The 21,834-nt window shown below is 65.7% G+C and carries 17 protein-coding genes; 10 read left to right on the top strand and 7 right to left on the bottom strand.

The window, feature by feature from the left end:
• Positions 1-52: 52 nt before the first annotated feature.
• The 4 genes from C8J25_RS05690 to C8J25_RS05705 all read right to left on the bottom strand — a co-directional run bounded on the left by C8J25_RS05690 (position 53) and on the right by C8J25_RS05705 (position 3,998).
• Positions 53-946, bottom strand: a complete 894-nt coding sequence (locus C8J25_RS05690) for an NAD(+)/NADH kinase (RefSeq protein ID WP_107953044.1) — start codon at positions 944-946, stop codon at positions 53-55.
• Positions 946-1,944: an SPFH domain-containing protein gene (locus C8J25_RS05695; protein ID WP_107953047.1), complete on the bottom strand. Its 999-nt coding sequence runs from the start codon at positions 1,942-1,944 to the stop codon at positions 946-948. Before C8J25_RS05695 ends, C8J25_RS05690 begins: the two co-directional genes overlap by 1 nt.
• A gap of 5 nt (positions 1,945-1,949) precedes the next feature.
• Entirely contained in the window at positions 1,950-2,678 is a 729-nt protein-coding gene (locus tag C8J25_RS05700) for an NUDIX hydrolase (RefSeq protein ID WP_107953049.1), read from the bottom strand.
• A 162-nt stretch (positions 2,679-2,840) separates the two neighbouring features.
• Entirely contained in the window at positions 2,841-3,998 is a 1,158-nt protein-coding gene (locus C8J25_RS05705; protein WP_107953051.1) for an alpha-hydroxy acid oxidase, read from the bottom strand.
• Positions 3,999-4,232: 234 nt separating this feature from the next.
• Between C8J25_RS05705 and C8J25_RS05710 the strand changes: the two genes are divergently transcribed.
• The 10 genes from C8J25_RS05710 (at position 4,233) to C8J25_RS05755 (ending at position 15,857) form a co-directional block, all read left to right on the top strand.
• Complete coding sequence (locus C8J25_RS05710; RefSeq protein ID WP_107953053.1) at positions 4,233-4,673, top strand: NUDIX domain-containing protein; 441 nt, start codon at positions 4,233-4,235, stop codon at positions 4,671-4,673.
• 132 nt (positions 4,674-4,805) lie between these two features.
• Positions 4,806-6,290, top strand: a complete 1,485-nt coding sequence (locus C8J25_RS05715; RefSeq protein WP_244186810.1) for a carboxylesterase/lipase family protein — start codon at positions 4,806-4,808, stop codon at positions 6,288-6,290.
• 9 nt (positions 6,291-6,299) lie between these two features.
• A complete protein-coding gene (locus C8J25_RS05720; protein ID WP_107953057.1) occupies positions 6,300-7,061 on the top strand; it encodes an SDR family NAD(P)-dependent oxidoreductase in 762 nt (253 codons plus the stop codon).
• Positions 7,062-7,190: 129 nt separating this feature from the next.
• The gene (locus tag C8J25_RS05725) at positions 7,191-9,374 is read left to right on the top strand and encodes a TonB-dependent receptor (protein WP_107953059.1); all 2,184 of its coding nucleotides are present in this window, start codon (positions 7,191-7,193) and stop codon (positions 9,372-9,374) included.
• A 1-nt stretch (position 9,375) separates the two neighbouring features.
• Complete coding sequence (locus C8J25_RS05730; protein ID WP_107953061.1) at positions 9,376-10,779, top strand: FAD-binding oxidoreductase; 1,404 nt, start codon at positions 9,376-9,378, stop codon at positions 10,777-10,779.
• Positions 10,780-10,904: 125 nt separating this feature from the next.
• Positions 10,905-11,840, top strand: coding sequence for an alpha/beta hydrolase (locus C8J25_RS05735; protein ID WP_107953064.1), 936 nt, complete (start codon positions 10,905-10,907; stop codon positions 11,838-11,840).
• Positions 11,841-11,849: 9 nt separating this feature from the next.
• Positions 11,850-13,154: an MFS transporter gene (locus C8J25_RS05740; RefSeq protein WP_244186812.1), complete on the top strand. Its 1,305-nt coding sequence runs from the start codon at positions 11,850-11,852 to the stop codon at positions 13,152-13,154.
• A 39-nt stretch (positions 13,155-13,193) separates the two neighbouring features.
• Positions 13,194-14,003, top strand: coding sequence for a helix-turn-helix transcriptional regulator (locus tag C8J25_RS05745; RefSeq protein ID WP_244186814.1), 810 nt, complete (start codon positions 13,194-13,196; stop codon positions 14,001-14,003).
• Positions 14,000-14,710, top strand: a complete 711-nt coding sequence (locus C8J25_RS05750) for a FadR/GntR family transcriptional regulator (protein ID WP_107953068.1) — start codon at positions 14,000-14,002, stop codon at positions 14,708-14,710. The genes C8J25_RS05745 and C8J25_RS05750 overlap by 4 nt, the downstream gene beginning before the upstream one ends.
• 289 nt (positions 14,711-14,999) lie before the next feature.
• Entirely contained in the window at positions 15,000-15,857 is an 858-nt protein-coding gene (locus C8J25_RS05755; RefSeq protein WP_107953071.1) for a serine hydrolase, read from the top strand.
• A gap of 102 nt (positions 15,858-15,959) precedes the next feature.
• Here C8J25_RS05755 and C8J25_RS05760 read toward each other — a convergent pair whose 3' ends face one another.
• The 3 genes from C8J25_RS05760 to C8J25_RS05770 form a co-directional block, all read right to left on the bottom strand.
• Positions 15,960-17,297 carry an MFS transporter gene (locus tag C8J25_RS05760; protein WP_107953073.1) on the bottom strand — a complete coding sequence of 446 codons (1,338 nt, stop codon included), beginning with the start codon at positions 17,295-17,297 and terminating at the stop codon, positions 15,960-15,962.
• A gap of 181 nt (positions 17,298-17,478) precedes the next feature.
• Complete coding sequence (locus tag C8J25_RS05765; protein ID WP_146173301.1) at positions 17,479-19,281, bottom strand: alpha-amylase family glycosyl hydrolase; 1,803 nt, start codon at positions 19,279-19,281, stop codon at positions 17,479-17,481.
• Positions 19,282-19,295: 14 nt separating this feature from the next.
• A complete protein-coding gene (locus tag C8J25_RS05770; protein WP_107953077.1) occupies positions 19,296-21,806 on the bottom strand; it encodes a TonB-dependent receptor domain-containing protein in 2,511 nt (836 codons plus the stop codon).
• Positions 21,807-21,834 lie beyond the last annotated feature (28 nt).

A 21,834-nucleotide genomic window follows, 5' to 3' on the forward strand; every position in this document is an offset into this window, starting at 1 on the left:
TCGCTGTCTCGGGCGACCGTGCCGGCCTTGAGCGAACACTATGCCGAACGACTCAACCGGTAATGAGATGGAGGGTGCGGGTGGCGGGGGCGATGGTGACGCCGCGGCCCCAGTCGAACGCGAAGAAGTCCTGTTCGACCCCATCCGCGAAGATCACCCCGCCGTCGTTCATCCGTGACGTGACCGCGAGCGGCACGCCCGCGAGCTTGCCGGACCGCAGCGAGGTCGCGGTCGCCACGCTGGGGAAGGGTTCGCGCACGAAGAAGCCGACCGCGCGCTCCTGAGGATCGAGCTGGAGCGCGGCATGCGTCGCCTCCATGATCGAGCGGGCCCAGCCCGTCGCGCCGGTCCCCGACGCGACGATCAGCCCACTCGACGAGTGGTCCTCGGCCTGGTCGCCGCACGTGATCCGGTAGCGCGCGGACTGGTGGCTGCGATGACCGACGAACACCTCGTTTAGCGCCAGCAGGCGCTCGCCGGTATCCAATCGCGCTTCGACCATCGTCCGCTGCTCGGCCGGCGCCGCACCCGCGACGCTCGCCGGCAGCAGCGCGGACAGGCGGGCGAGCGGCACGCGGACCAACACCCCGTCGTACAGGTCGGGGGCAGGGTTGAGCCCGAGCACGGGCTGTCCATCGAGATATTTCGCGACGTTGGCGACCAGTCCGTCCTGCCCGACGGCGACGATCACGTCCTCGGGGCCGAACAGGAACCGGTCGAGGTCGGCACGAGCGACACTCGCCTGGCGCCAGTCGTCGGGGACGAGCGAGCGCGCTTCGTGCAGTGTCGCGTGGAACCGGCGGTGCCGATCCTCGATCACGTCGATGTCCTGGCCCCGCGTATCGAGAAAGAACTTCGCCTGCCCGCGCGTCGCGTGCCGCGCCAGCAGGAGGTCATAGTCTGTCTCGCGTGTGACGAAGACCGCGCGCGGGGCATTGGTTGCCATCAGCGGGGCAGCGCAGTGTGCGCTGCCGGAGCGGTCGAGGCATTGCGGAATTCGCCGAGCACGGTCGCGAGGAGGTCGGGCGTGATGTTCAGATGCTCGATCGTATCCAGCTTGCCCGCCAACTCGCGCGCGGCGAGCCCGAGCATTACGCCGGGAGGCAGGTCGCGATAAATCGTCATCCGAGCCTGCTCCGCTTCCGCCTTGGCACTCTCGACCGTGCGGATCCGCTCGGCCTCCGCCCCGGCCTCGACTTGCTGCGCCTCGGCCAAGCCGGTCGCACGGTTGCGTGCGTTCTCGGCTTCCTGCGTGATGAGCAGCATCTCGCGGCGTGCAAGTTCGGTACGGTTGGCGAGTTCGTTCTCGGCGATCGCACGCTCTTTCTCGACCGCGAGCGCGCGGCGTTCGAACGTCGCCTGATCGGCCTTCTGCTGCAATGCCTCGAACGTCGGAGTCTGGAGCGCGCGTTCGAGCTCGCTCGATGGCGCGAGGTTGGTCAGGCGGACCGCGGTGACTGCGATGCCGATCTCATTCAGCGCCGGATCGTTGGCGAGCGCAGCTTCGAGCTGGTGGCGCAACGGCTCGGGACCGGCATCGAGCAGCGCCCGCACCGAGCCCTGCGCGAGATATTGCAGCGCCGCCTGGTTGACGAGCCCCGCGAGCCGGGTCTCGATCCGCTGGATCGGTTCGCTCTTATAGGCACCGGTAAGCAGGCCTAGGCTGAAGTCGACGCGCGAGGCGAGCAGTTCGGGATCGGCGACGTGCCAGGTCAGAGTGCCCTGGATCGCTACGCTCTGGAAATCCTGGCTGCGGCCCTTCACGAAAATCACCATCTCGCGGTCGTCCATCGGCAGCTCCGCAATGCTCGCGGTCTCCGGACGGAACCAGAAGACCAGCCCGCGCCCGCTCTGTTTCACCTTGCCGCTGCGGTAGCGGATGACGTGGTTGCTCGCATCGCTACGCAATTGGGCGAGGAAACCGAGGTTCTTTATCGAGGCCATGACGGTTACTCCTGTGTCGAATGGTGGCGGAAGAGTTCGGCGGGACGGAACGAGGCACCGGTCTCGCGTTCGCCGGTCGCCACCAGCGTGTTCGCGGCGAGCATGCGGCGGCGAAAGGCGGGCTTGTTGAGCGATCTTCCCAGGATCGTCTCGTGGACGTCCTGCAACGCACGCAGCGTGAAAAGTTCCGGCAGCAGAGCGAAGGCGACATCCGAATAATCGAGCTTGCCGCGCAACCGCAGCATCGCGAGGCCGAGCATGTCGGCGTGGTCGAATGCGAGCGGCAGCGCGTCTCCATCCTGTGACCGCGCCTCGACCGGCCCGCCGGTCTCGCCGGACCAGGGGACGATAAGTTCGGCCAATGTCAGGTCGGGCGCCGCCTTCAGCGCGGCGGCGAAGCGGGCAGGGGGAAGCAGTGCGAAATACGCTACGCTGATCACCCGGGTGCGCGGGTCGCGGTCGACAGCACCGAACGTGTAGAGCTGCTCGATATAGGCGTCCGCCATCCGCACTTTTGTTTCGAGCACTCGGTGTGCCGCGGCATCGAGGCTCTCGTCGATGCCGACGAATCCACCGGGCAGCGACCACGTGGCGAGACAAGGATGCTTGGAACGCTGCAGGAGCAACGCGGCGGGCCGGCCGTTGACGACGCTGGCTAGGATCAGATCGACCGCAACCGATGGGCGATCGTACCGGTGTGGATCATATCCATCGAGAAACGCAGTCTCGTTCATCTCACACCCATATATCCTTCTGGCGTATTAGTAATATGCCAAAAGGATATATGTCAAGATGGTCGGGCGGGGGTGGATGAAGGTTTAGGCCCAGACAAGGGGTTCAGCGTATTCCTGCAAGCGCCGTCAAAGATGACGATCAGAAGGCACCGGCAGATTCGCCTAGGCGCGGTTCACCCGAACATGGCGAGGAGCCACGGCCGCGATATCGTTCACGCCCGCCAGCGTCATCGTACGCTCGAACTCCTCAGTGAGCAGCGTCAGTACGCGGTCGACGCCTGCCTCTCCGCCTGCCGCCAAGCCGTACAGATAGGGGCGCCCGATCGAACAGGCGGTGGCGCCCAGCGCCAGCGCCTTCACGATGTCCGAGCCGCGCCGGATGCCGCCGTCGCATATGACGTCGGGCGCATCGCCGATGGCGTCGCGCACTGCCGCGATCTGGTCGATCGGCGCAGGCGCGCCATCGAGCTGGCGACCGCCGTGATTGGAGACCATCACGCCGGTTGCGCCCGACGCGATCGAACGCCGGGCGTCCTCGGGCGTCATCACGCCCTTGATCGCGAGCGGGCCGTTCCATTCGCGGGCAAGCCATTCGACGTCGCGCCAACCGACCGAGCGATCGAACTGGCCGCCGATATAGTCGAACAGGGTCATCGGCCCCGATGCGAGCGCGTCGATCTTGTGGCTGACGTTCGCGAGATCGAATTTCGATCCTGTCATTGCAGGCAGCGACCATGAGGGATGACGCGCAAAGCTCATGAGCGACTTGAGCGTCAGCTTTGGCGGCAGCGACAGTCCGCTGCGCCGGTCTCGCTCGCGGTTGCCGGCGACGGGTGTATCTACGGTCAGCGCCAGCCCGTGGAAACCTGCGTCCCGGCAGCGCGCGACGAACTCCGTGGTCAGGCCGCGGTCCTTGAAGATGTAGATCTGGAAGACCTTCGGCCCAGAAAATGCCTGGGCAAGGTCTTCGAGCCGCGTCGTTCCCATCGTCGACAGGCTGTAAAGAATCCCGTGTCGCGCGGCAGCACGCGCGACGGCGAGTTCGGCGTGGCCGTGGAACATCCGGGTAAGGCCGGTCGGCGCCAGCATCAGCGGCCAGCGTGATGGCTGTCCGAACAGCGTCGTGCCGGTCCGGATAGCCGAGACATCGTTCAGCACGTCCGGCACCAACTCGTAGTGCGAGAACGCGTCGACGTTTCGGCGCAGCGACACCTCGTCGTCGGCACCACCGTCGATATAGTCGAAGATCGGTCGCGGCAGCCGTTTGCGTGCCAGCAGACGCAGGTCGGCTATGTTGTTCGCCCGTCGAAGTCGCGTCATCGGTCCTGCCACTTTTCTATCGCCACTGATTGCGTCCGTGATCAGAATGTCGAAGATGCGATTGTAATCTGCGCGCGGTCGGAGCGCGCTACAAAGGGCTTCGCTGTGCCCGTCCGCTGGTTGGCTGTGCCTCCCAACGACATCGGGCGTAAAACCAAGTTCTTGGGTACCTCGCGACGAGTTGATCACAAGCAGGGGAATAGACGCGTGGGTGTACGTCATCGGTTGATCGGCATGGCAGCCAAGCTGGTTTGGCGGATCGCCAGACCCCGCACGATCGGTGTTCGCGCGCTCCTGCTGGACCGGGACGGGCGGGTCGCGCTGGTGCGGCATACCTATGCCGATCACTGGTATCTGCCGGGCGGCGGCGTGAAGAGGGGCGAGAGTATCGCCGCCGCGCTGATGCGCGAGCTTGCCGAGGAGGTGGTGATCGCCGACCCGGTGATCGAGCGGGTGCTCGGCGTCTATCACAGTCGCGGGGAGGGCAAGGACGACCACATCGTGATCTTCGTCGTGCGAACCGCGGCGAGCGGTGTTCTCGCCCGCGCTGACCTGCAGGAGATCGAACAGGCGGGCTGGTTCCCGCTGGGCGACCTGCCAGAGACAACATTGCCGGCGACCCGACGGCGCATCGCCGAATACCAGCAGGGCGCGATCGGGACCGGGGCCTGGTAACGCGGGCGCTCGTCGGCCCACCGGACTGCACGATAAAAGCAACGATGCGCATAACGTGAGTTCGCGACGTACTTTGCCGGACTGCTACCTTAGTCCTCCGACCGCGGCTGCGGATCGGGAGGAGAGAACATCGTGAGCGAACCAATCGTTTCGACCGCCGACGGTATCGTGCAGGGGAGTGCCGCGGGCGACGTGCGGCGGTTCCTCGGCGTGCCCTACGCCGCGGCGCCGGTGGGCGCGAACCGGTTCGCGCCGCCACAACCGGTCATGCCGTGGCAAGGCGTGCGCGACGCGACGGTGGCCGGCCCCAACGCGCCGCAGCGGACCAAGGCGTTTCCCGGCCTCGATACCGTACCGCTGATCGGCGAGGGCTGGGCGCCGGGCGACGAGTATCTGACGGCAAATATCTGGCGCCCCGACGACGATCGGACTGGCCTGCCGGTGATGGTGTTCATCCACGGCGGCGGGTTCGTGATCGGCAGCAAGGACGCGCCGGTACAAGACGGCAGCACGTTCGCCCGCGATGGCGTGATCTGCGTCGCAATTAATTACCGGATGGGCGTGGACGGTTTCCTGCCGATCCCCGGTGTGCTGACCAACCTTGGTCTCCGCGACATGATCGCGGCGCTGACGTGGATACGAGACGGCATCACCGCGTTCGGCGGCGATCCGGGCAACGTCACGGTGTTCGGTGAGTCCGCGGGTGCCATGGCGATCGCCGACCTGATCGCCTCGCCGCTCGCCAAGGGATTGTTCCGGCGCGCCATCATTCAAAGCGGGCATGGCGGGATGACGCGCTCGGTCCCGGTGATGCAGCGGCTGGTGAAGAAGCTCGCGAAGATCTTGAAAATCACGCCCGACGCGGCCGGTTTTGGCAGCGTAGCGTATGACCGCCTGATCGACGCGGTCGAGGCGGTATCGGCACCCACTGCGCGGATCAATCTGCGCGACGAGGCGGGCCACGAACCGGTGTTCGGAATCAGCCGCTTCGTCCCCGTCCACGGCGACGACGTGCTGCCGGAGCGTCCGCTCGATGCGCTGGCGAACGGCGCGGGCGCGGAGGTGGACCTGCTGATTGGGACCAATGCGGAGGAGATGAACCTGTATCTCGTCCCCACCGGCGTGCGCGACAAGATCGGACGGTTGCTGGCGACCTATGTCCTCCACAAATCCCAACCCCGTGCGCGGCAAGTGCTGAAGGCGTACGGGATCGGCACGAAGGGCAAGAAGCCGGGGCAGGCGCTGACCGATGCGATGAACGATCTCGTCTTTCGCTGGCCCGCACGGCGGTTTGCCGAAGCGCACAAGGGGCGCACGCACATGTACGAGTTCGACTGGCGGTCGCCGATGTTCGGCGGCGAGCTGGGCGCGTCGCACGGCATGGAACTGCCGTTCGTGTTCGACACCTTGGCGTGTGCGACCGGCGAGCAGGGCTTGTGCGGCCCCAATCCGCCACATGATCTCGCCGAACGGATGCACGCGCTGTGGATCCGGTTCGCGACCGATGGCCGCCTGCCCTGGGTCGAATTCGATGCCGAGACGCGGCAGGTCTATTCGCTTGTCGGGCAGGAGGCGCGGCATGAGCCCGTCATGCCGGCCGCACCCTTCCTGCCCTGAGGACCGACGATGTATCTCGAACGATTGAAGCTGACCGGCCGCCGTGCGCTCGTGACCGGTGGCGCGGCGGGGATTGGTCTGGCGTGTGCCGAGGCGCTGGCGGAGATGGGCGCCCGCGTAACGATTGCCGATCACGACGAAGCAGCGATTGCGGCCGGGCAGGCGGTGCTCGCGGACAAGGGCTATGCGGTCGACGGCATCGCCATGGACGTGACCGATTCGGCGCGCGTGACGGAAGTTGCAGACCGGCTTGGCGCGATCGACATCCTCGTCAATAACGCCGGCATCGCGCGCAGTGACACCCCAGCGGAAGACGTCGCCGACGAGCATTGGCTGAACGTGCTCGACGTCAATCTCAACGGTACCTTCTGGTGCGCGCGCGCCTTTAGCCGGCACATGCTGGCGGCGGGGAAGGGCGCAATCGTCAATGTCGGGTCGATGAGCGGTTTCATCGTCAACCGACCGCAACCGCAGAGCTATTACAACGCGTCGAAAGCCGCAGTGCATCAGCTTACCAAGAGCCTTGCCGCCGAATGGGCGCCGCGCGGCGTGCGCGTCAACGCGGTTGCGCCGACCTATATCAACACCGTTCTCAACAGCTTCGCGGATCGTGAGGGCGAAATGTTCAAGCGCTGGATCGACGGCACGCCGCAGGGCCGTCTCGGCGAACCCGAAGAAGTCGCGTCGATCGTTGCATTCCTGGCCTCGGATGCGGCGAGCCTGATGACAGGTAGCATCGTCCTCGCCGACGGCGGCTATAGCTGCTGGTAGCGCACCGATCGGCGAAGCCCGCGAGCCGGACGGCATAGCACGAGACCTTTCATACAGGTAAGCTATCGGATAGCTCTGACTGTAGAAGTAGCCGGCAATGGATCGGCGCTCTACAGGGATGAGGATCCAATGCGCTTTAAGACATTGCTCGCCGCCGGATGCGCCGCCGCCGCCTTCACCACCGTGCCAGCCTTCGCTCAGGACGCTGCCGTATCGGCGACGCAGGGCGCTGCCGATACGGCCAAGACCGCAACGCCCGTCAGCTCCGATGACATCGTCGTCACCGCCCGCCAGCGCCAGGAGTCGCTGAAGGATGTGCCGATCGCAGTGACCGCGATCACCGGCGATCGGCTGAAGGAGCTTCAGGTCAACACGGTGAAGGACATTGCGTCCTACACGCCGGGTCTCAACATCAATTCGGACAGCGTCGGTCGCGCGTTCGTGTCGATCCGCGGCATCGGTACGACGCTGATCGACACCGTACAGCCCGGCGTCGGTATCTTCATCGACGGCGTCTATCAGCCGAACACGTCCTACCTCAACTCGCCGATCGTCGACGTTGCGCGGATCGAAGTGCTGCGCGGGCCGCAGGGGACGCTGTTCGGCAACAACACGCTAGGTGGCGCGATCAACGTCATAACACGCCAGCCTGGTAACGAATGGGAAGGGCGGTTCGACGCCGCGGTCGCCGGCACGGACAATTACGCGTCGGTCTCGGGCTCGGTCAGCGGGCCGATCGTGCGCGATTTGCTGCAGTTCCGGATCGGCGCGTCCTATCACGAGCAGGACGGCTTCATGCGCAACACGCTGACGGTCGGCGACATGAACCCGCTGAAGCAGCAGAGCATCGGCGGCACGCTCCGCTTCACGCCCGCCGACTGGGCGGTGTTCACCGTCAACGGCAACTACGACCAGGCCGCGGGCGGCAGCACGTCGTACATCCACGTCGCCGGGCCGACCGATTACCGCCTCGACGGCGCGACCAACGTCCTGAACCGCGCGGTGATCGATTATTACGGCGCGAACGTGAAGGGCGAGTTCGACGTCGCTTCGCTGAAAACCAAGATCACCGCGATCGGGGCCTACAACCAGAAGGATCTCTCCACGACCGGTGATGGCGACTACAGCGTTGTCGACCTGTTGCGCGCGAGCGGTACGTCGACGCTCAAGACGAAGACCGCCGAACTGCGCTTCGATACGCAGTGGAGCGATGCCTTCTCGACGTTGATCGGGCTGTACGGCAACCGCTACACGCAGACGAGCGATCAGCTGACGACGATCGATTTCCGCGCGCTGCTGGGGCCGACCTTCCCGGCGCCGGCATCGACTACGCCGTCGTCGACCTACGTCCGCAACGACACCCGCGCGATCTTCGCGACCGCGTTCCTCAAGATGGGCACGCTCGATCTCGCGGTTGGTGGCCGCTACGATCACCAGAAGCTGGTCGCGAGCCAGGTCAACGGCACGACGCCCTATTCGGCGCCCGACTACAAGAAGGACCAGTTCCAGCCACGCGTCACGCTGACGCAGCACTGGACGCCGGCGGTGATGAGCTACGCATCGGTCGCCAAGGGTATTCGGGGGGGCGGCCAGAACGGACCTGGCACGCGGCCGCAGGACGCGACGTACAAGGGCGACAATGTCTGGACCTACGAACTCGGTACGAAGTTCGATGCGTTCGACCGTCGCCTGACGATCAACGCGGACGTGTTCTACAACGACTATAAGGACTTCATCGGCCAGAACTCGCTGGCACCGAGTGAGACCGGCGGGTTCGTCGCGATCAACCTGAATACCGGTACGGTCGAAAGCTACGGCGCCGAAGTGGAGGCGCATCTGCGCGTGACGAACCAGTGGCGGATCGATGCCGGCGCATCCTATCTCCATGCCCGCATCACCGACGACAGCCAGTATTTCGCGACCACCGGCGTCCACGTATCGAGCGACCGGATCATCTTCACGCCCGATTACAACTTCAACTTCAACACGACCTACACCGTGCCGGTCGGCGAGAATGCGGTGCTGCTCGATGCCGGGATCTTCGGGAAGGGCAGCCGCATCGGCTCCTCGCTCGACCCCAATGTCGCGCCGAAACTGTCGGCCTATGCGATCACCAACGCCTCGCTCGGCTTCCGTTTCTCGAGTGGCCTGACCATCACGGCGTTCGGCACGAACCTGTTCAACACCAAGTTCATCGAAAGCTATATCGACAAATCGGCGCTGGTACGGGCCGGGCTCGCACCGCTGGCGGCGAACCTCGCGATCCAGGGCGACCGCCGCCGCTACGGCGTTCGCGCCAGCTTCCGGTTCTAGGATGACCATGCATTTCGACCCGATAGAACGCGCGCCGCTCGACCCGGCGTTCGTCGCGGCGCTCAAGCAGCGGTTCGGCGATGCGCTCCAGATGAGCGACGCGATGCGGCTTCACCACGGCAGCAGCGAGGCGCATTTCGCACCGATGCTGCCCGACGCGGTCGTCTTCGCGCGATCGACCGAGGAAGTGGTCGATCTCGTCAAGCTGTGCACCGCCGCCAAGGTGCCGATCGTGGCGTTCGGCGCTGGTACCTCGATCGAAGGCAACACGCTGGCAGTGCACGGTGGCATCTCTGTCGACCTGTCCGAGATGACACAGATCGTCACGGTCAACGCCGAGGACTTCGACTGCACCGTGCAGGCCGGCGTCCGCCGCGAGCAGCTGAACGAGCATATCCGCGACCTGGGGCTGTTCTTCCCGATCGATCCCGGCGCCAACGCGACGATCGGCGGGATGGCGGCGACGCGGGCGAGCGGGACCAACGCGGTGCGGTACGGCACGATGCGCGAGGCGGTGCTGAGCCTGCGCGTGGTGACGCCCGACGGCCGCGAGATCCGCACCAGCCGCCGCGCGCGGAAGTCGGCGGCGGGGTATGACCTGACCCGGCTATTCGTCGGTTCCGAGGGGACGCTCGGCATCATCACCGAGGTGACGCTGCGGCTGCACGGCATTCCCGAGGCGATCTCGTCCGCGGTGTGCAGCTTCGACACGCTGAACGGCGCAGTCGACACGGTGGTGCAGGCGATCCAGATCGGCGTGCCGCTCGCCCGCGTCGAGATCCTCGACGACATGCAGATGAAGGCGGTCAACGCCTGGTCGAAGCTCGACTATCCCGAACTGACGACGCTGTTCTTCGAATTCCACGGCTCGCCGCGCTATGTCGACGAACAGGCCGAGACGGTCCGCGAACTCGCGGCGGCAAACGGCGGCGGCGATTTCCGCTGGTCGAACCTGCCCGAGGAACGCTCGAAACTGTGGAAGGCACGGCACGAGGCGTATTACGCGGCGGTCAACCTGCGTCCCGGCGCGGTCGGCTGGGCGACCGACGTGTGCGTGCCGATCAGCCGGTTGGCAGAGTGCATCGGCGAGACCAAGGCCGACCTCCAGGCCTCGTCGGTTCCGGCGACCATTCTCGGCCATGTCGGCGACGGCAATTTCCACGTCGTCTTCTCGATCGATCCGGAGTCCGAGGCGGAACTGGCCGAGGTGTCGGCGATCAACGCAAGGATGGTCGAGCGTGCGCTGGCGATGGACGGCACCTGCACCGGCGAGCACGGCATCGGCATCGGCAAGCAGGATTGGCTGGTCGCGGAACTGGGCGATGCGGTCGATCTGATGCGGACGTTGAAGCGTGCACTGGACCCACACAATCTGTTCAATCCGGGCAAGATCTTCGCGTTCTGAAACTGCTCCCCTCCCTGGAAGGGAGGGGCTGGGGGTGGGTCGGCTTATTGGCAGGCGCTAGAGTGCGCCCCGAGCCGACCCACCCCCGACCCCTCCCTTCCAGGGAGGGGGAAGAAGGATTTGATATGGACAGCCTGCACCTCGTCGACCCTACGCTCCGCCCGCTGCTGGAAATCATGCCGCGGATATCGCTCACGGACGACATCCTGCCGGCGATGCGCGACCGGCCCTCGATGTTTCCCCCGGCCGACGAGTCGCTGGCGACGCTGGAGATCCATACGGTTCCAGGGCCTGCCGGAGCGCCCGATATCGATTTGCACGCCTTCCGCCCGGTGGGCGTCACTGGCGTCCTGCCCTGTATCTATCACATCCACGGCGGCGGCTATGTGATGGGCAAGGTCAGCGAATATGATCCGTTGGTCCGCCCGCTGATCGCGGACCTGCAATGTATGATGGTGTCGGTCGAGTATCGCCTCGCGCCCGAGACGAATTTCCCCGGCCCGATCGAAGATTGTTATGCCGGGCTCGCCTGGACGATCGCTAATGCCGATATGCTCGGGATCGATCCGACCCGGCTTGGTGTGATGGGGCAGAGCGCGGGCGGCGGGTATGCCGCAGCGCTGGCGCTGATGGTGCGCGACCGTGGGGAGTATGCGCTCGCGTTCCAGCACCTGATCTACCCGATGCTGGATGATCGTACGTGCACCGCCGCGCCGCATCCGTACGCCGGCGAGTTCATCTGGACCGCGCAGAGCAATCGCTTCGGCTGGAGTTCGTTGCTCGGTCACGCGCCTGGTGGCGACGACGTGTCGCCCTACGCGGCTCCCGCCCGCGCGACCGACCTTGGCAACCTGCCGCGTGCCTATATCGCGACCGGTGCGCTCGATCTCTTCGTCGACGAGGACATCGACTACGCGACGCGGCTGATCCGCGCGGGCGTGCCGGTCGAGCTTCACGTCTATCCCGGCGGCTATCACGCCTTCGATGTCTTCGCCGACGGTCCGGTCTCGCAACAGGCGCGCCGCGACAGCCACGAGGCACTGCGCCGTGCGCTTGCATAAGGATCTCCCATGACCGATTTCGCCCGACCGATCGAGGCAACCTCACCGCCGTTCGCAAGGACGCTGTTGCCGTTGCTCGCGCTCGCGCTGGCGATGGCGGTCGGCTTCACGATGATGGGCTCGTTCGGGACGGTGCAGGAGGGCGCGAAGGCCGAACTCCACCTTAGCGACTATACGCTGAGCCTCATCCAGGGACTGTCGGCGGCACTGCCGCTCGCGGTGTTCTCGATCCCGATCGGTATCTTGGTCGATCGCTACAACCGCGTGCGGATGATGATCGGGCTCGCGCTCGTGTGGACGCTGGGCACCGTGCTCACCGGCTTCGCGCAGGGCGTGCCGCTGCTGTTCGTCGCGCGCATGCTGACCGGGATCGGCACGACCGGTGCGCTGACCGCGGCGCTGTCGCTGTGCGCCGACTTCTGCGTCCCGACGCAGCGTGGCAGGGCGATGCTGGTCGTCAACCTCGGCAAGTCGCTCGGTATTGCGCTCGCCCTGGGCTTGTCAGGCGCGCTGTTCGGCCTTTTCGCGCATGGCGGCGCGCCGGCATGGTTCGCAGGCATGATGCCGTGGCGCAGCGTCCATCTGGGCCTTGCCGTCATCAGCGTGTTTGCCATCCTGCCGCTGTTCCTGTTGCGCGAGCCGGCGCGCCAAGAGGTTGCGGCGGGCACGCATGCGCCGTTTAAGGTCGTAGCCGGTGAGCTATGGGCGCGTCGCGTTTTCCTGATCCCGTTGTTCATCGGACAGATCAGCGTGGTGATGGCCGATGCCGCCGCCGGGATCTGGGTCTCGCCGGTCCTGTCGCGCAATTTCCACCTGCAGCCCGACCAGTTCGCCGGCTGGATGGGCACGCTGCTCTTTGGCTCGGGCGTAGTTGGTGCGATCGTCGGTGGCCTGTCCGCCGACCGGGGACAGAAGAGCGGGCGGCGTGGCGGCCTGCTGATCGGTGCGATCGTTGCTGCTGCGGTCGGCGTGCCTGCCGCGCTGTTCCCGATCATGCCTTCGGTCCCGCTGTTCGGGGTCGCGGTCGGCCTGCTCGTGACGTGCGGCGCCGTGACGGGCGTCGTGACCTCGGTGGCATTGACCGTTCTGATCCCCAATGAACTGCGCGGGTTGTGCATCGGCGCGTTCATCGCGATCGCCGGACTGATCGGCTACGGTCTCGCACCGACGCTGGTCGCGGCGGCAAGCGGCATGCTGGGCGGCGAGGCGCATCTCGCGCAGGGTCTCGCGATTGTCGGCGTGGTGACCAGCGCGATCTCCGTCATCGCCTTCACGATGGCAATGCGGCGCGCACCGGTATCGGCAACGGCCTGACCTGTAAGATAGCTCTTGCGCGAGCTATCCGATAGCTGCATGATCGACTCAATCCCGGCAATCGGGAACAGGAGATCGGTGTTGGGCGAGGGTAGCATGCAGAAGGAACGGATCACGGTGTCGCCCGAGATGGCGGCCTTCATCGGCGAGGGCTTGGTCGACCCGGCGGCTGTTTCCCCGGACGCGGTGGTCCTCTGCTTCACGCTTGGCGAGGACGCGCCCGCGCACGTCACCGTCACCACCGGCACGGTTCCTTCGGAGGAGCGCGCGATCCTCGTCCTTGCGGTCGAACGTGGCGCCTGCCTGCGGGTCTTCGATTACGCACCCGACGCGAACATCGCGTGCCATTTGCCGAGCGAGTTGCGGATGATGGTCGCCGCGATCCTCGATTGCACGCTGCCCGAACCCTGGCGCAGCACGCATCGTTCGGCAAAGTGCATCGAGCTCCTGTCCAGTACGTTCCAGCGGATCGTCGAGGACGACCTTGTCCCCCTTGCGGGCGCCGGGCAATTGTCCGCCCGCGACAGCCAGCGGATCGTCGCGGCGAAGCAAATGATCGACGAGCGCTGGGGCGAGAAGATGACGCTCGATTCGATCGCGCGTGCTTGCGGTCTGAACCGTGCGAAGCTCACGCGCGGCTTCCGCGACATGTTTGCGTGCACGGTCGCCGACGCGCTGCTCGACCGGCGGCTCGGGGCGGCGCGTCAGCTGCTGATCGCGACCGACCTGCCGGTATCGTCGATCGGATATCAGTGCGGCTATCTCAACAACGCCAGCTTCACGCGCGCCTTCTCGCGGCAGTTCGGCACGACACCTTCCTCGCTGCGCGCACCGCGGCTCGCGGCATGAGCGCGGCGAGCCTGCGACTGGTCGAGGGCGGCTCGCTCGTCGACCAGGCGGTCCACGCGGTCCGCACGCACATCCGCACGAACGACATGAAGGTCGGCGATACGCTGCCGTCCGAAGGTCATTTCGCGACCGAACTGGGCGTCAGCCGCCCGGTGCTGCGAGAGGCATTCGGCGCGCTGGCGGCGCTGCGGCTGATCGACGTGGGCAATGGCAGGCGCGCGCGGGTCGCTGCGATCGACGGATCGGTGATGGCGACGTCGCTCGATCATGCGGTGGCGACGGCGCAGATCTCGATGGTGCAGATCTGGGACGTGCGCCGCACGTTGGAACTGCGCACCGCCGAACTCGCCGCGATCGAACGCACCGACGACGAGGCGCGGACGATCGTTGGCTTGGCCGAGGCGATGGAAGCGGCGGGTACCGACGTCGACGCACTGACCCGCCACGACATCGCGTTCCACCAGGCGATCGCACAGGCGGGGCGCAACATGCTGTTCCTGCAGATCATCCGCTCGTTCGCACCCATGATGGTCCACGCGGTGCCTGCCGCCTGGGCAACGCGAACCACCGCGCGGCAGCGTACCGCCGTGCTGGCGCACCATCATAACCTAGCGCGCGCGATCGCCGACCGTGACCCGAAAGCGGCGATTGCAGCAATGAGCACGCATTTCGTCGCGTCCATCGGCGATCTTTTCGCGCGTCTTTGAGGTGCGCCCAGCCGGCATCGTTTTCTCCGGGACCGGTAACTTTTGAATCTTTTTACCTCGGCGCGTGCGCACGGGCGATGGCTTCATCTACCGCCTGGACCTGGTTGCCGCGACCGCTGCCATGTCAAACGCGACGGGCGGAAGAGCAAGATACCGGACATGGCTGGCTTCGCTACCCGTCGCATGCCATTCGCCGTTGTTCGTTCCTCAGCGGCATGCAACATGATGTGTTCAGGTTTTTTAGTCTAGCATCACCACTTCAACGACGGACGACATTCAAGGACGACTGATGCGCGCACCTCGGCTTTCCTGCCTGTTTTTCTCGAGCATCGCCGCTAGCATCCTCGTAGCGACGCCGGCGACCGCAGACTCGATTGCGCCTACCGGGCTCGAACGCGTGTTGAGTTTGCTGGTCGCGGAACGCTCCGGTGACTACGGCATCGCAGCCCTGGACCTTCGCGATGGCTCGACCGCATCCGTCAGGGGGGACACGCCGTTTCCGATGGCGAGCACGGTAAAGATCGCGATTGCCGCCGCCTACCTTGCGGATGTCGATCAAGGTCGCCGCACCCTCGGCGATATGATCGTCGGTCGTCCCGCCGCGAAGGTCATGGAATTGATGATCGTCCATAGCGACAACCAGGCGACCGACCAGTTGCTTGCCGCTCTCGGGGGCCCCGTCGCGATCCAGCAGTGGCTGTCGTCGCACAGGATTACCGGCATCCGAATGGACCGGACCATTGCCCAGTTGCTGAGGGAGCGTGGCCACCTTGCCGACAGCAAGGATGTCGCCACGCCAATCGCTATGGTCACGTTGTTGAACAAGCTCGACAACGGCACCGTTTTGGCGGCACAGAGCCGTCAATTTCTGCTCGAATTGATGAGCCGCTGCCAGACGGGCACGCGCCGTATCCGCGCCCTGCTTCCCGCGGGTACCAGGGTGGAGGACAAGACCGGTACGCTCGACGGTATCACCAATGACGTCGGGTTCATCACCATGCCGGACGGCCGCCGCGTCGCGATCGTGGTGTTCGCGCGAGGGGGGCGCGACCGTCAGCCGGTTATCGCCGAAGTCTCACGCGCGATTTACGACTATTTTGCGGATAGCGCCCGCAACGCGCTCGCTCTCTTCATGCAGATGCGGTGACCAAGGTTTAGTTTCCGGCTTACCGTGAAGTGTAGGCGGCACGGTTTTTGCCAAACGGCAAAGCATGTCGCTGGCCGGATCCTGCCCTCCTCGGTCTCTGGCCTAGGCGGAGGTTTCAGAGGGCGTCACCGATGCGCGCATGGTTACGCGCGTCGTGGCCACCGCACCGAGCACCATCAGTGCGCCGCCTAGATACAGGATGTTGCGCGGTTCGCCGCCCATCAGCGAGTGGTAGAACAATGGTACGGTCAGGCTCTCGATGATCATCGGGATGACGATGAACATGTTGAAGATGCCCATGTAGACGCCATTGCGCTCGGGCGGGATCATGTCGATCAGCATGATGTACGGATTGCCCATCATGCTGGCCCAGCCGATGCCGATGCCCAGCATCGCGACGAACAGCGCAGGTTCGGTGCGCAAGCCCGGGATCGCCAGCATGGCCACGCCCGACGCGAGCAGGCACGCGGCGTGCGCGCTTTTGGCGCCCCAGCGGCGGGCGAGCGGCACCAGCGCGATCGCCGCGACGAACGCGACGGCGTTGTAGAACGCGCCGAGCTGGCCGACGGTGAGGACCGTATCGCGGAACGCTTCGCTCTTGGCATCTGACGTGCCGTGCAGTGAGCGCGCGACCGCGAAGGTGATGAACTGCCAATAGGCGAACATCGCGTACCATTGGCACAGCATCGCGAGCGCGAGCTGCCGCATCGGCTTGGGCATCTCGACGAGCGCAGTCCTGAGATCGCGGAGCGTGCCGCCGAGCGTCAGCGGCTCCTTTGCGAGGCGCATTTTCTCTTCTTCAGGCAAGGGCAGTTCGGGCACGCGAACGACCGACCAGACGATCGTCGCCAACGACAGCACCGCGCCGATCAGGAACGCGATCCGCGTGATGTCGGGGATGCCGTTGCCATCCACGGCGTCCTTGTTGAAGCCGATCCACACCAGCAGCGACGGCAACAGATAGGACAAGGTCTGAGCGAGGCCGGTGAACGCGGATTGCGTCAGGAAGCCGGCGGCGCGCTGGTCGTCGGGCAGGCGGTCGCCGACATAAGCGCGGTACGGCTCCATCGTCACGTTGTTGGCGGCGTCTAGCACCCACAACAGGCTCGCCGCCACCCACAGCGCCGGGCTGTACGGCATCGCCAGAAGGCACAGGCTGCACAGCACCGCGCCGACCAGGAAATAGGGGGTGCGGCGGCCGATCCGGGTCGAGGTCCGGTCGCTCATCGCGCCGATCAGCGGCTGGATCAGCAGTCCGGTCATCGGCCCGGCGAGCCACAGCAACGGCAGGCTCGCCTCGTCAGCACCGAGATAGCCGTAGATCGGCGCCATGTTGGCCTGTTGCAGACCGAACGAGAATTGCAGCCCGAGGAACCCGAGGTTCATCTCGATCAGCCGCATCAGCGAGAGGCGGGGCTTGGTCATGAGGCCGAGGTTCATTGTCGTGCGCCTTGTACGAGATGGCTAGGCCCGGACCTATCGATCCTCCCCCGCCAGGGGGAGTTGGCGCCGAAGGCGACGGAGGGGGAGGACACGGAACCTGCGTTTCGCATGCCTCCCCCTCCGTCTGACAAGGGCCAGACACCTCCCCCTAGCGGGGGAGGATTGAGAGCTCGCAGGGTCACGCCGTCGGGCCCGCCCAGACGACGCCCCAGGGTTCGATTGCGAGGATGATACTGCAAGGCTGTTCGGACAACCGATCCTGCCAGCCCGCCAAACCTTCGATCGAGACGGGCGTGTCGGAGAAGTTCAGGAATACACGGTCGCTGCCGCAGCCGATCCCGAGTAGCGCGGCATGGCCCGTCGCGATGGCGATCGGCGAACCCGCGCCGCCGCTCGAAACTCGTGCCGTCCGCAGTGCCTCAAGATCCCCGCTGATCCGCCGCGCGACCGTGCCGTCGAGCGCCGTCCAGTCCATCTCGGGCCGGTGCAGCCAGCGGCCTTCGTGCGCGCGTTCGGGATCGCTGAGATAACTCGTGTCGTTGAGCAGCCCCGCCTCGTCGCCCATATAGGTCGTCGCCAGGCCACCACTCGCGATCGACAGCGCGTTGAGCAGTGCGATCCGCCGAAACGCCATTTCGTGTGCGTCGTCGTCCATCGCCGCTTCGAGGCCCGCTAGCGATGCCATCGTCCCGTTCGAGCCATGCAGCACCGAGCCATCCGACTGGAACGGCGCGCCGCGTGCCCAGCTGCGATCGCCGCCTTCGAGGAAGCGCGCCGCCGTCTTCAGCCGCGCGACCGGGTCGGGGTCGATCCCCGCCAGGTCGCCGATCACTGCGCCCCAGCCGATATCGTCGTGGCACCGCGCGTAGCTCAGCCAGTTGGCGCCGCGCGGCAGGCCACCGCTCGCCTCGACGATCGCGTGGGGGAGGGTGGCGGACTGTTCGGCCAATGCGACCCAGCCTGCTACCATCAGCGAATTGTTATAAACGAGATGGCATTCGGGCTCGAACCCGCCATCCCAGTCTGCGCCTTCGTCGGCGCCAAAATACGGCGGTACGAGCGCGGTCGGGACGATTGCCTCGGCCTTCAGCAGCGTTGCCGGCGCGACGATATCGAGCGCGGCACGAAGCGCGCGGACGATGAAATGCGCCTCGGGACGGTTGCGGCAATCGGTACCGATCTGCTTCCACAGGAACGCGATCGAATCGAGCCGGAACGCCTCGAAACCGTGGTTCGCCAGCCGCAACATCGTGTCGATGATCGCGAGCATGACTTCGGGATTCGACCAGTTCAGGTCCCATTGGAACGGATAGAAGGTCGTCCAGACCTGTCCGCCCATCGCCGGCACTTCGGTGAAATTACCCGGTGCGGTGGTTGGAAACACCTGCGGGAGGTCCGCCTCGTACGCCTGAGCCTCGTCCGCGGTCAGCACATGATAAAAGGCGCGGTAGTGCGGATCGCCCGCCAGTGCCGCCTTCGCCCAGGCATGATCGTCCGCAGTGTGGTTGAGCGCGAGATCGACGCACAGGCTGATCCGCCCATCGCGCGACCGCGCGGCGAGGCGCTCGACATCGGCCATCGTCCCCAGCCGGGGCTCGATTGCGAGATAGTCTGCGACTGCAAACCCGCCATCGCTGTCGCCCTCGCGTGCCTTCAGCAACGCGAGCAGGTGCAGATAGCGCACGCCGAGCGATTCGAGGTGGTCGACCCGGTCGATCAGCCCGTCGACGGTACCGGCGAACCGATCGACATAGGTCGAATAGCCGAGCATGTCGGGCGCGACGAACCAGTCGGGATCGCCCAGCCGCGCGTCGTCGAGCGCAACCATCGCCGCCGGGCGCTCGGCCACCCGGTCGCGGAGGATCGTTTCCATCCGCGGCCAGAGAGCCGCCAGCCGATCGGTCCCGTACAGCCGTTCGAGCTGGCGTTTGAGGAGGGGGGCGAGCGCGTCGATACGGCGCTCGGTGGAGGTCGTAGTCACGCTCACCCGCCCGATCAGAAGCCGACGCGGACCGCGGCGGAGATCGTCCGGCCGGTGATCGATCGCGCGCGGACGATGCCGTTGGTGGGGATCGCGCCTTCCTCGGCCTCGGTGATGCCCTTCACGTCGAACAGGTTGTTGCCGTTGACCGACAGCGTGACGTTCTCCGCCGGACGGACCGACACGAACGCGTTGACCTGCGTGTAGCCGGGCATCTTGAGGACGTTGTTGTCCTGCGCGAAGCTGTCCGTCGTGCCGATCACGTTCGCGCCGACGGTCAGCCGGCCGACATCGACCTGCGGGGTCGCCTGGAAGATGAACTTGGCCTGGCGACGTGGGCGGTTGCCCTCGACTGCGGGGTTGAGCACGTCCTTGGTGATCTCGGCATCGGTGTAGGTGCCGCCTGCCGACAGCGAGAACGGCCCGCGTGCGATCCGGCCCTCGAGCTCGACGCCCTTCGCTTCATATTCGCGGTTGAAGAAACGCTGCGTCGTCGCCTCGAAATTCTGCTCCTCGGTGCGTGCCCAGAAGCCGGTGGCGTAGAGCGAGAGACCGTTCTGGCGGAACTTGAACCCACCTTCGAGCTGGCGGACGAAATCGACCGCCGCGCCTTCGTCGGTCAGGCCGCCGGTGGTCGTGTTGATCGAGGGGCCGAACAGCAGGCGATCGGCATTGGCGCGACCGCCGCGGCTGTAGCGTGCGAACACCGCGGTGCTGTCGGTCAGGCGATAGTTCGCGCCGCCCGAGTAGGACAGATAGTCGTAGTTGTAGTTGAGCGGCGAGCGACGCGTCGGGATGATCGCGACCTGACGCTCGGGTGCCGAGATCACGCCGTTGCCGTTGATGTCGAAGGTCGTGATGCCGCTGCCAAAGCCCGCACCCAGATCGGCGCCGGCGACGCTGCCGCGTGCCCGACCGAAGTCGTAGCGCAGCGAGCCGTCGATGTTGAAGCGGCCGATCTCCAGACCGAGCTGCGCGAACGGTGCGTAGGTCGTGTAGTCGAGATCGTACGACCGACGGCAGCAATTGCCGAAGCCGAATGCCGAATAGCCCGGCGTACCGTTCTGCGTGACTGGAACGCCCGCTGCGGTGCGGATGTCGACGAGCTGCGAGCGGCCGTCATCGGCGACGGTCTGGACGAACGAGTTCCACAACCAGTCGCTCTTGATGTCCTGACGCGAGGCGTAGAAGCCGCCGGTGATCGCCAGCGTTCCGGTACCCACCGGCACCGAACCGTTGAGGCGGATGTCGTTGGTGATGTTGTTTAGGCTCTTCAGGTCGACGTCGAACAGTACGACGTTCGCGAGCAACCCATTGCCGTTGAGCGACGCCGGGTTGGCGATCCGCTGGCCGATCTGCGGTCCGCTCGCGTAGAACAGCTGCGACCCGGCGCCGCCGATGCCGTTGGCGATGGTCTGCGCCGAACCGACGGCGGACGGGAACGGCGAGGTGAAGCCGCCCGAGATGTCCGAATAGCGGAAGCGTTCGACGATGTTCCAGCCGTCCGCGACCGGGATCTGCGTTTCGAGACCGGCCGAATATACGACGGGGTGCTGGCCGTCGCGGATCGAGCGCGTGACGAGATTGTTGTTGCCGTCGAGCGTCTGGGCGGTGCGGATGTCGGCACTGTGCAGCGTGCCATTGTTGATCGAGAAGTTGGTGATGTTGCTGTAGGTCGGGTCGCCGTTGGTGCCGGTCACCCGTACCGGGTTGGGCAGATAGCCGATCGCGCGGTCGTCGAGATACTTGCCGTACAGGCGGACATAGCCGCCGTCGCCGAACGACTTCGTGATGTTCGCCTTGAACTGGCCGCCCTTGACGCCGTCGAAGCCCACTTCGCGCTGGCCGTCACCGATCCGGTAGAAGCCGCCGAAATGATAGGTCAGCGTGTCGGACAGCTTGCCGCCCTGGTCGAAATCGACGCGGAATTCACGGTAGTCAAGCCCGCTGCTGAGCTGGAACGCGCGGCCTTCCTGCTCGCCGGTCTTCGAGAGGAAGTTGATGACGCCGCCGGGCGAGTTCGATGCGAAGGTCGAGGCCGAGCCGCCGCGGACCGACTCGACCGTACGCACGTTGAAATCGGCGCGCAGGAAGATGTCGGCATTGCCGAACGTGATGTCGCCGAATTCGAGGATCGGCAGGCCGTCTTCCTGCAACTGGAGGAACTTCGAGCCGCCCGATGCGACCGGCAGGCCGCGGACCGAGATGTTGGCGTTGCCGTCGCCGCCCGATGCCTCGACCCGGATGCCGGGGAGGTTGCGGAGGAGTTCACCCGAGGTGCGCGGTGCGAGCTGGACCAGCGCATCCGACGTGATCGAGCTGGTGGTGATCGAGGTGTTGAGCTTGTTCGTGCCGCGCGCGACGGCGGTCACGACGATGTCGTCCTGCGGGACGTCGGTGGCGGGAGCGGCGGAGGTATCGACCGGCGCTGCAGCCTGATCAGCCTGCGGTGCGGTCTGTGCGGCCCCTGCGGTAGCGAACGATGCGGCGGCGATGCCGGCCAGCAATGCGTGACGTACTTTCATGCGACTCTCCCTGCGCGACGGCTTTCTG

It is taken from the genome of Sphingomonas faeni, assembly GCF_003053745.1.
In the GTDB taxonomy this organism is placed as follows: domain Bacteria; phylum Pseudomonadota; class Alphaproteobacteria; order Sphingomonadales; family Sphingomonadaceae; genus Sphingomonas; species Sphingomonas faeni.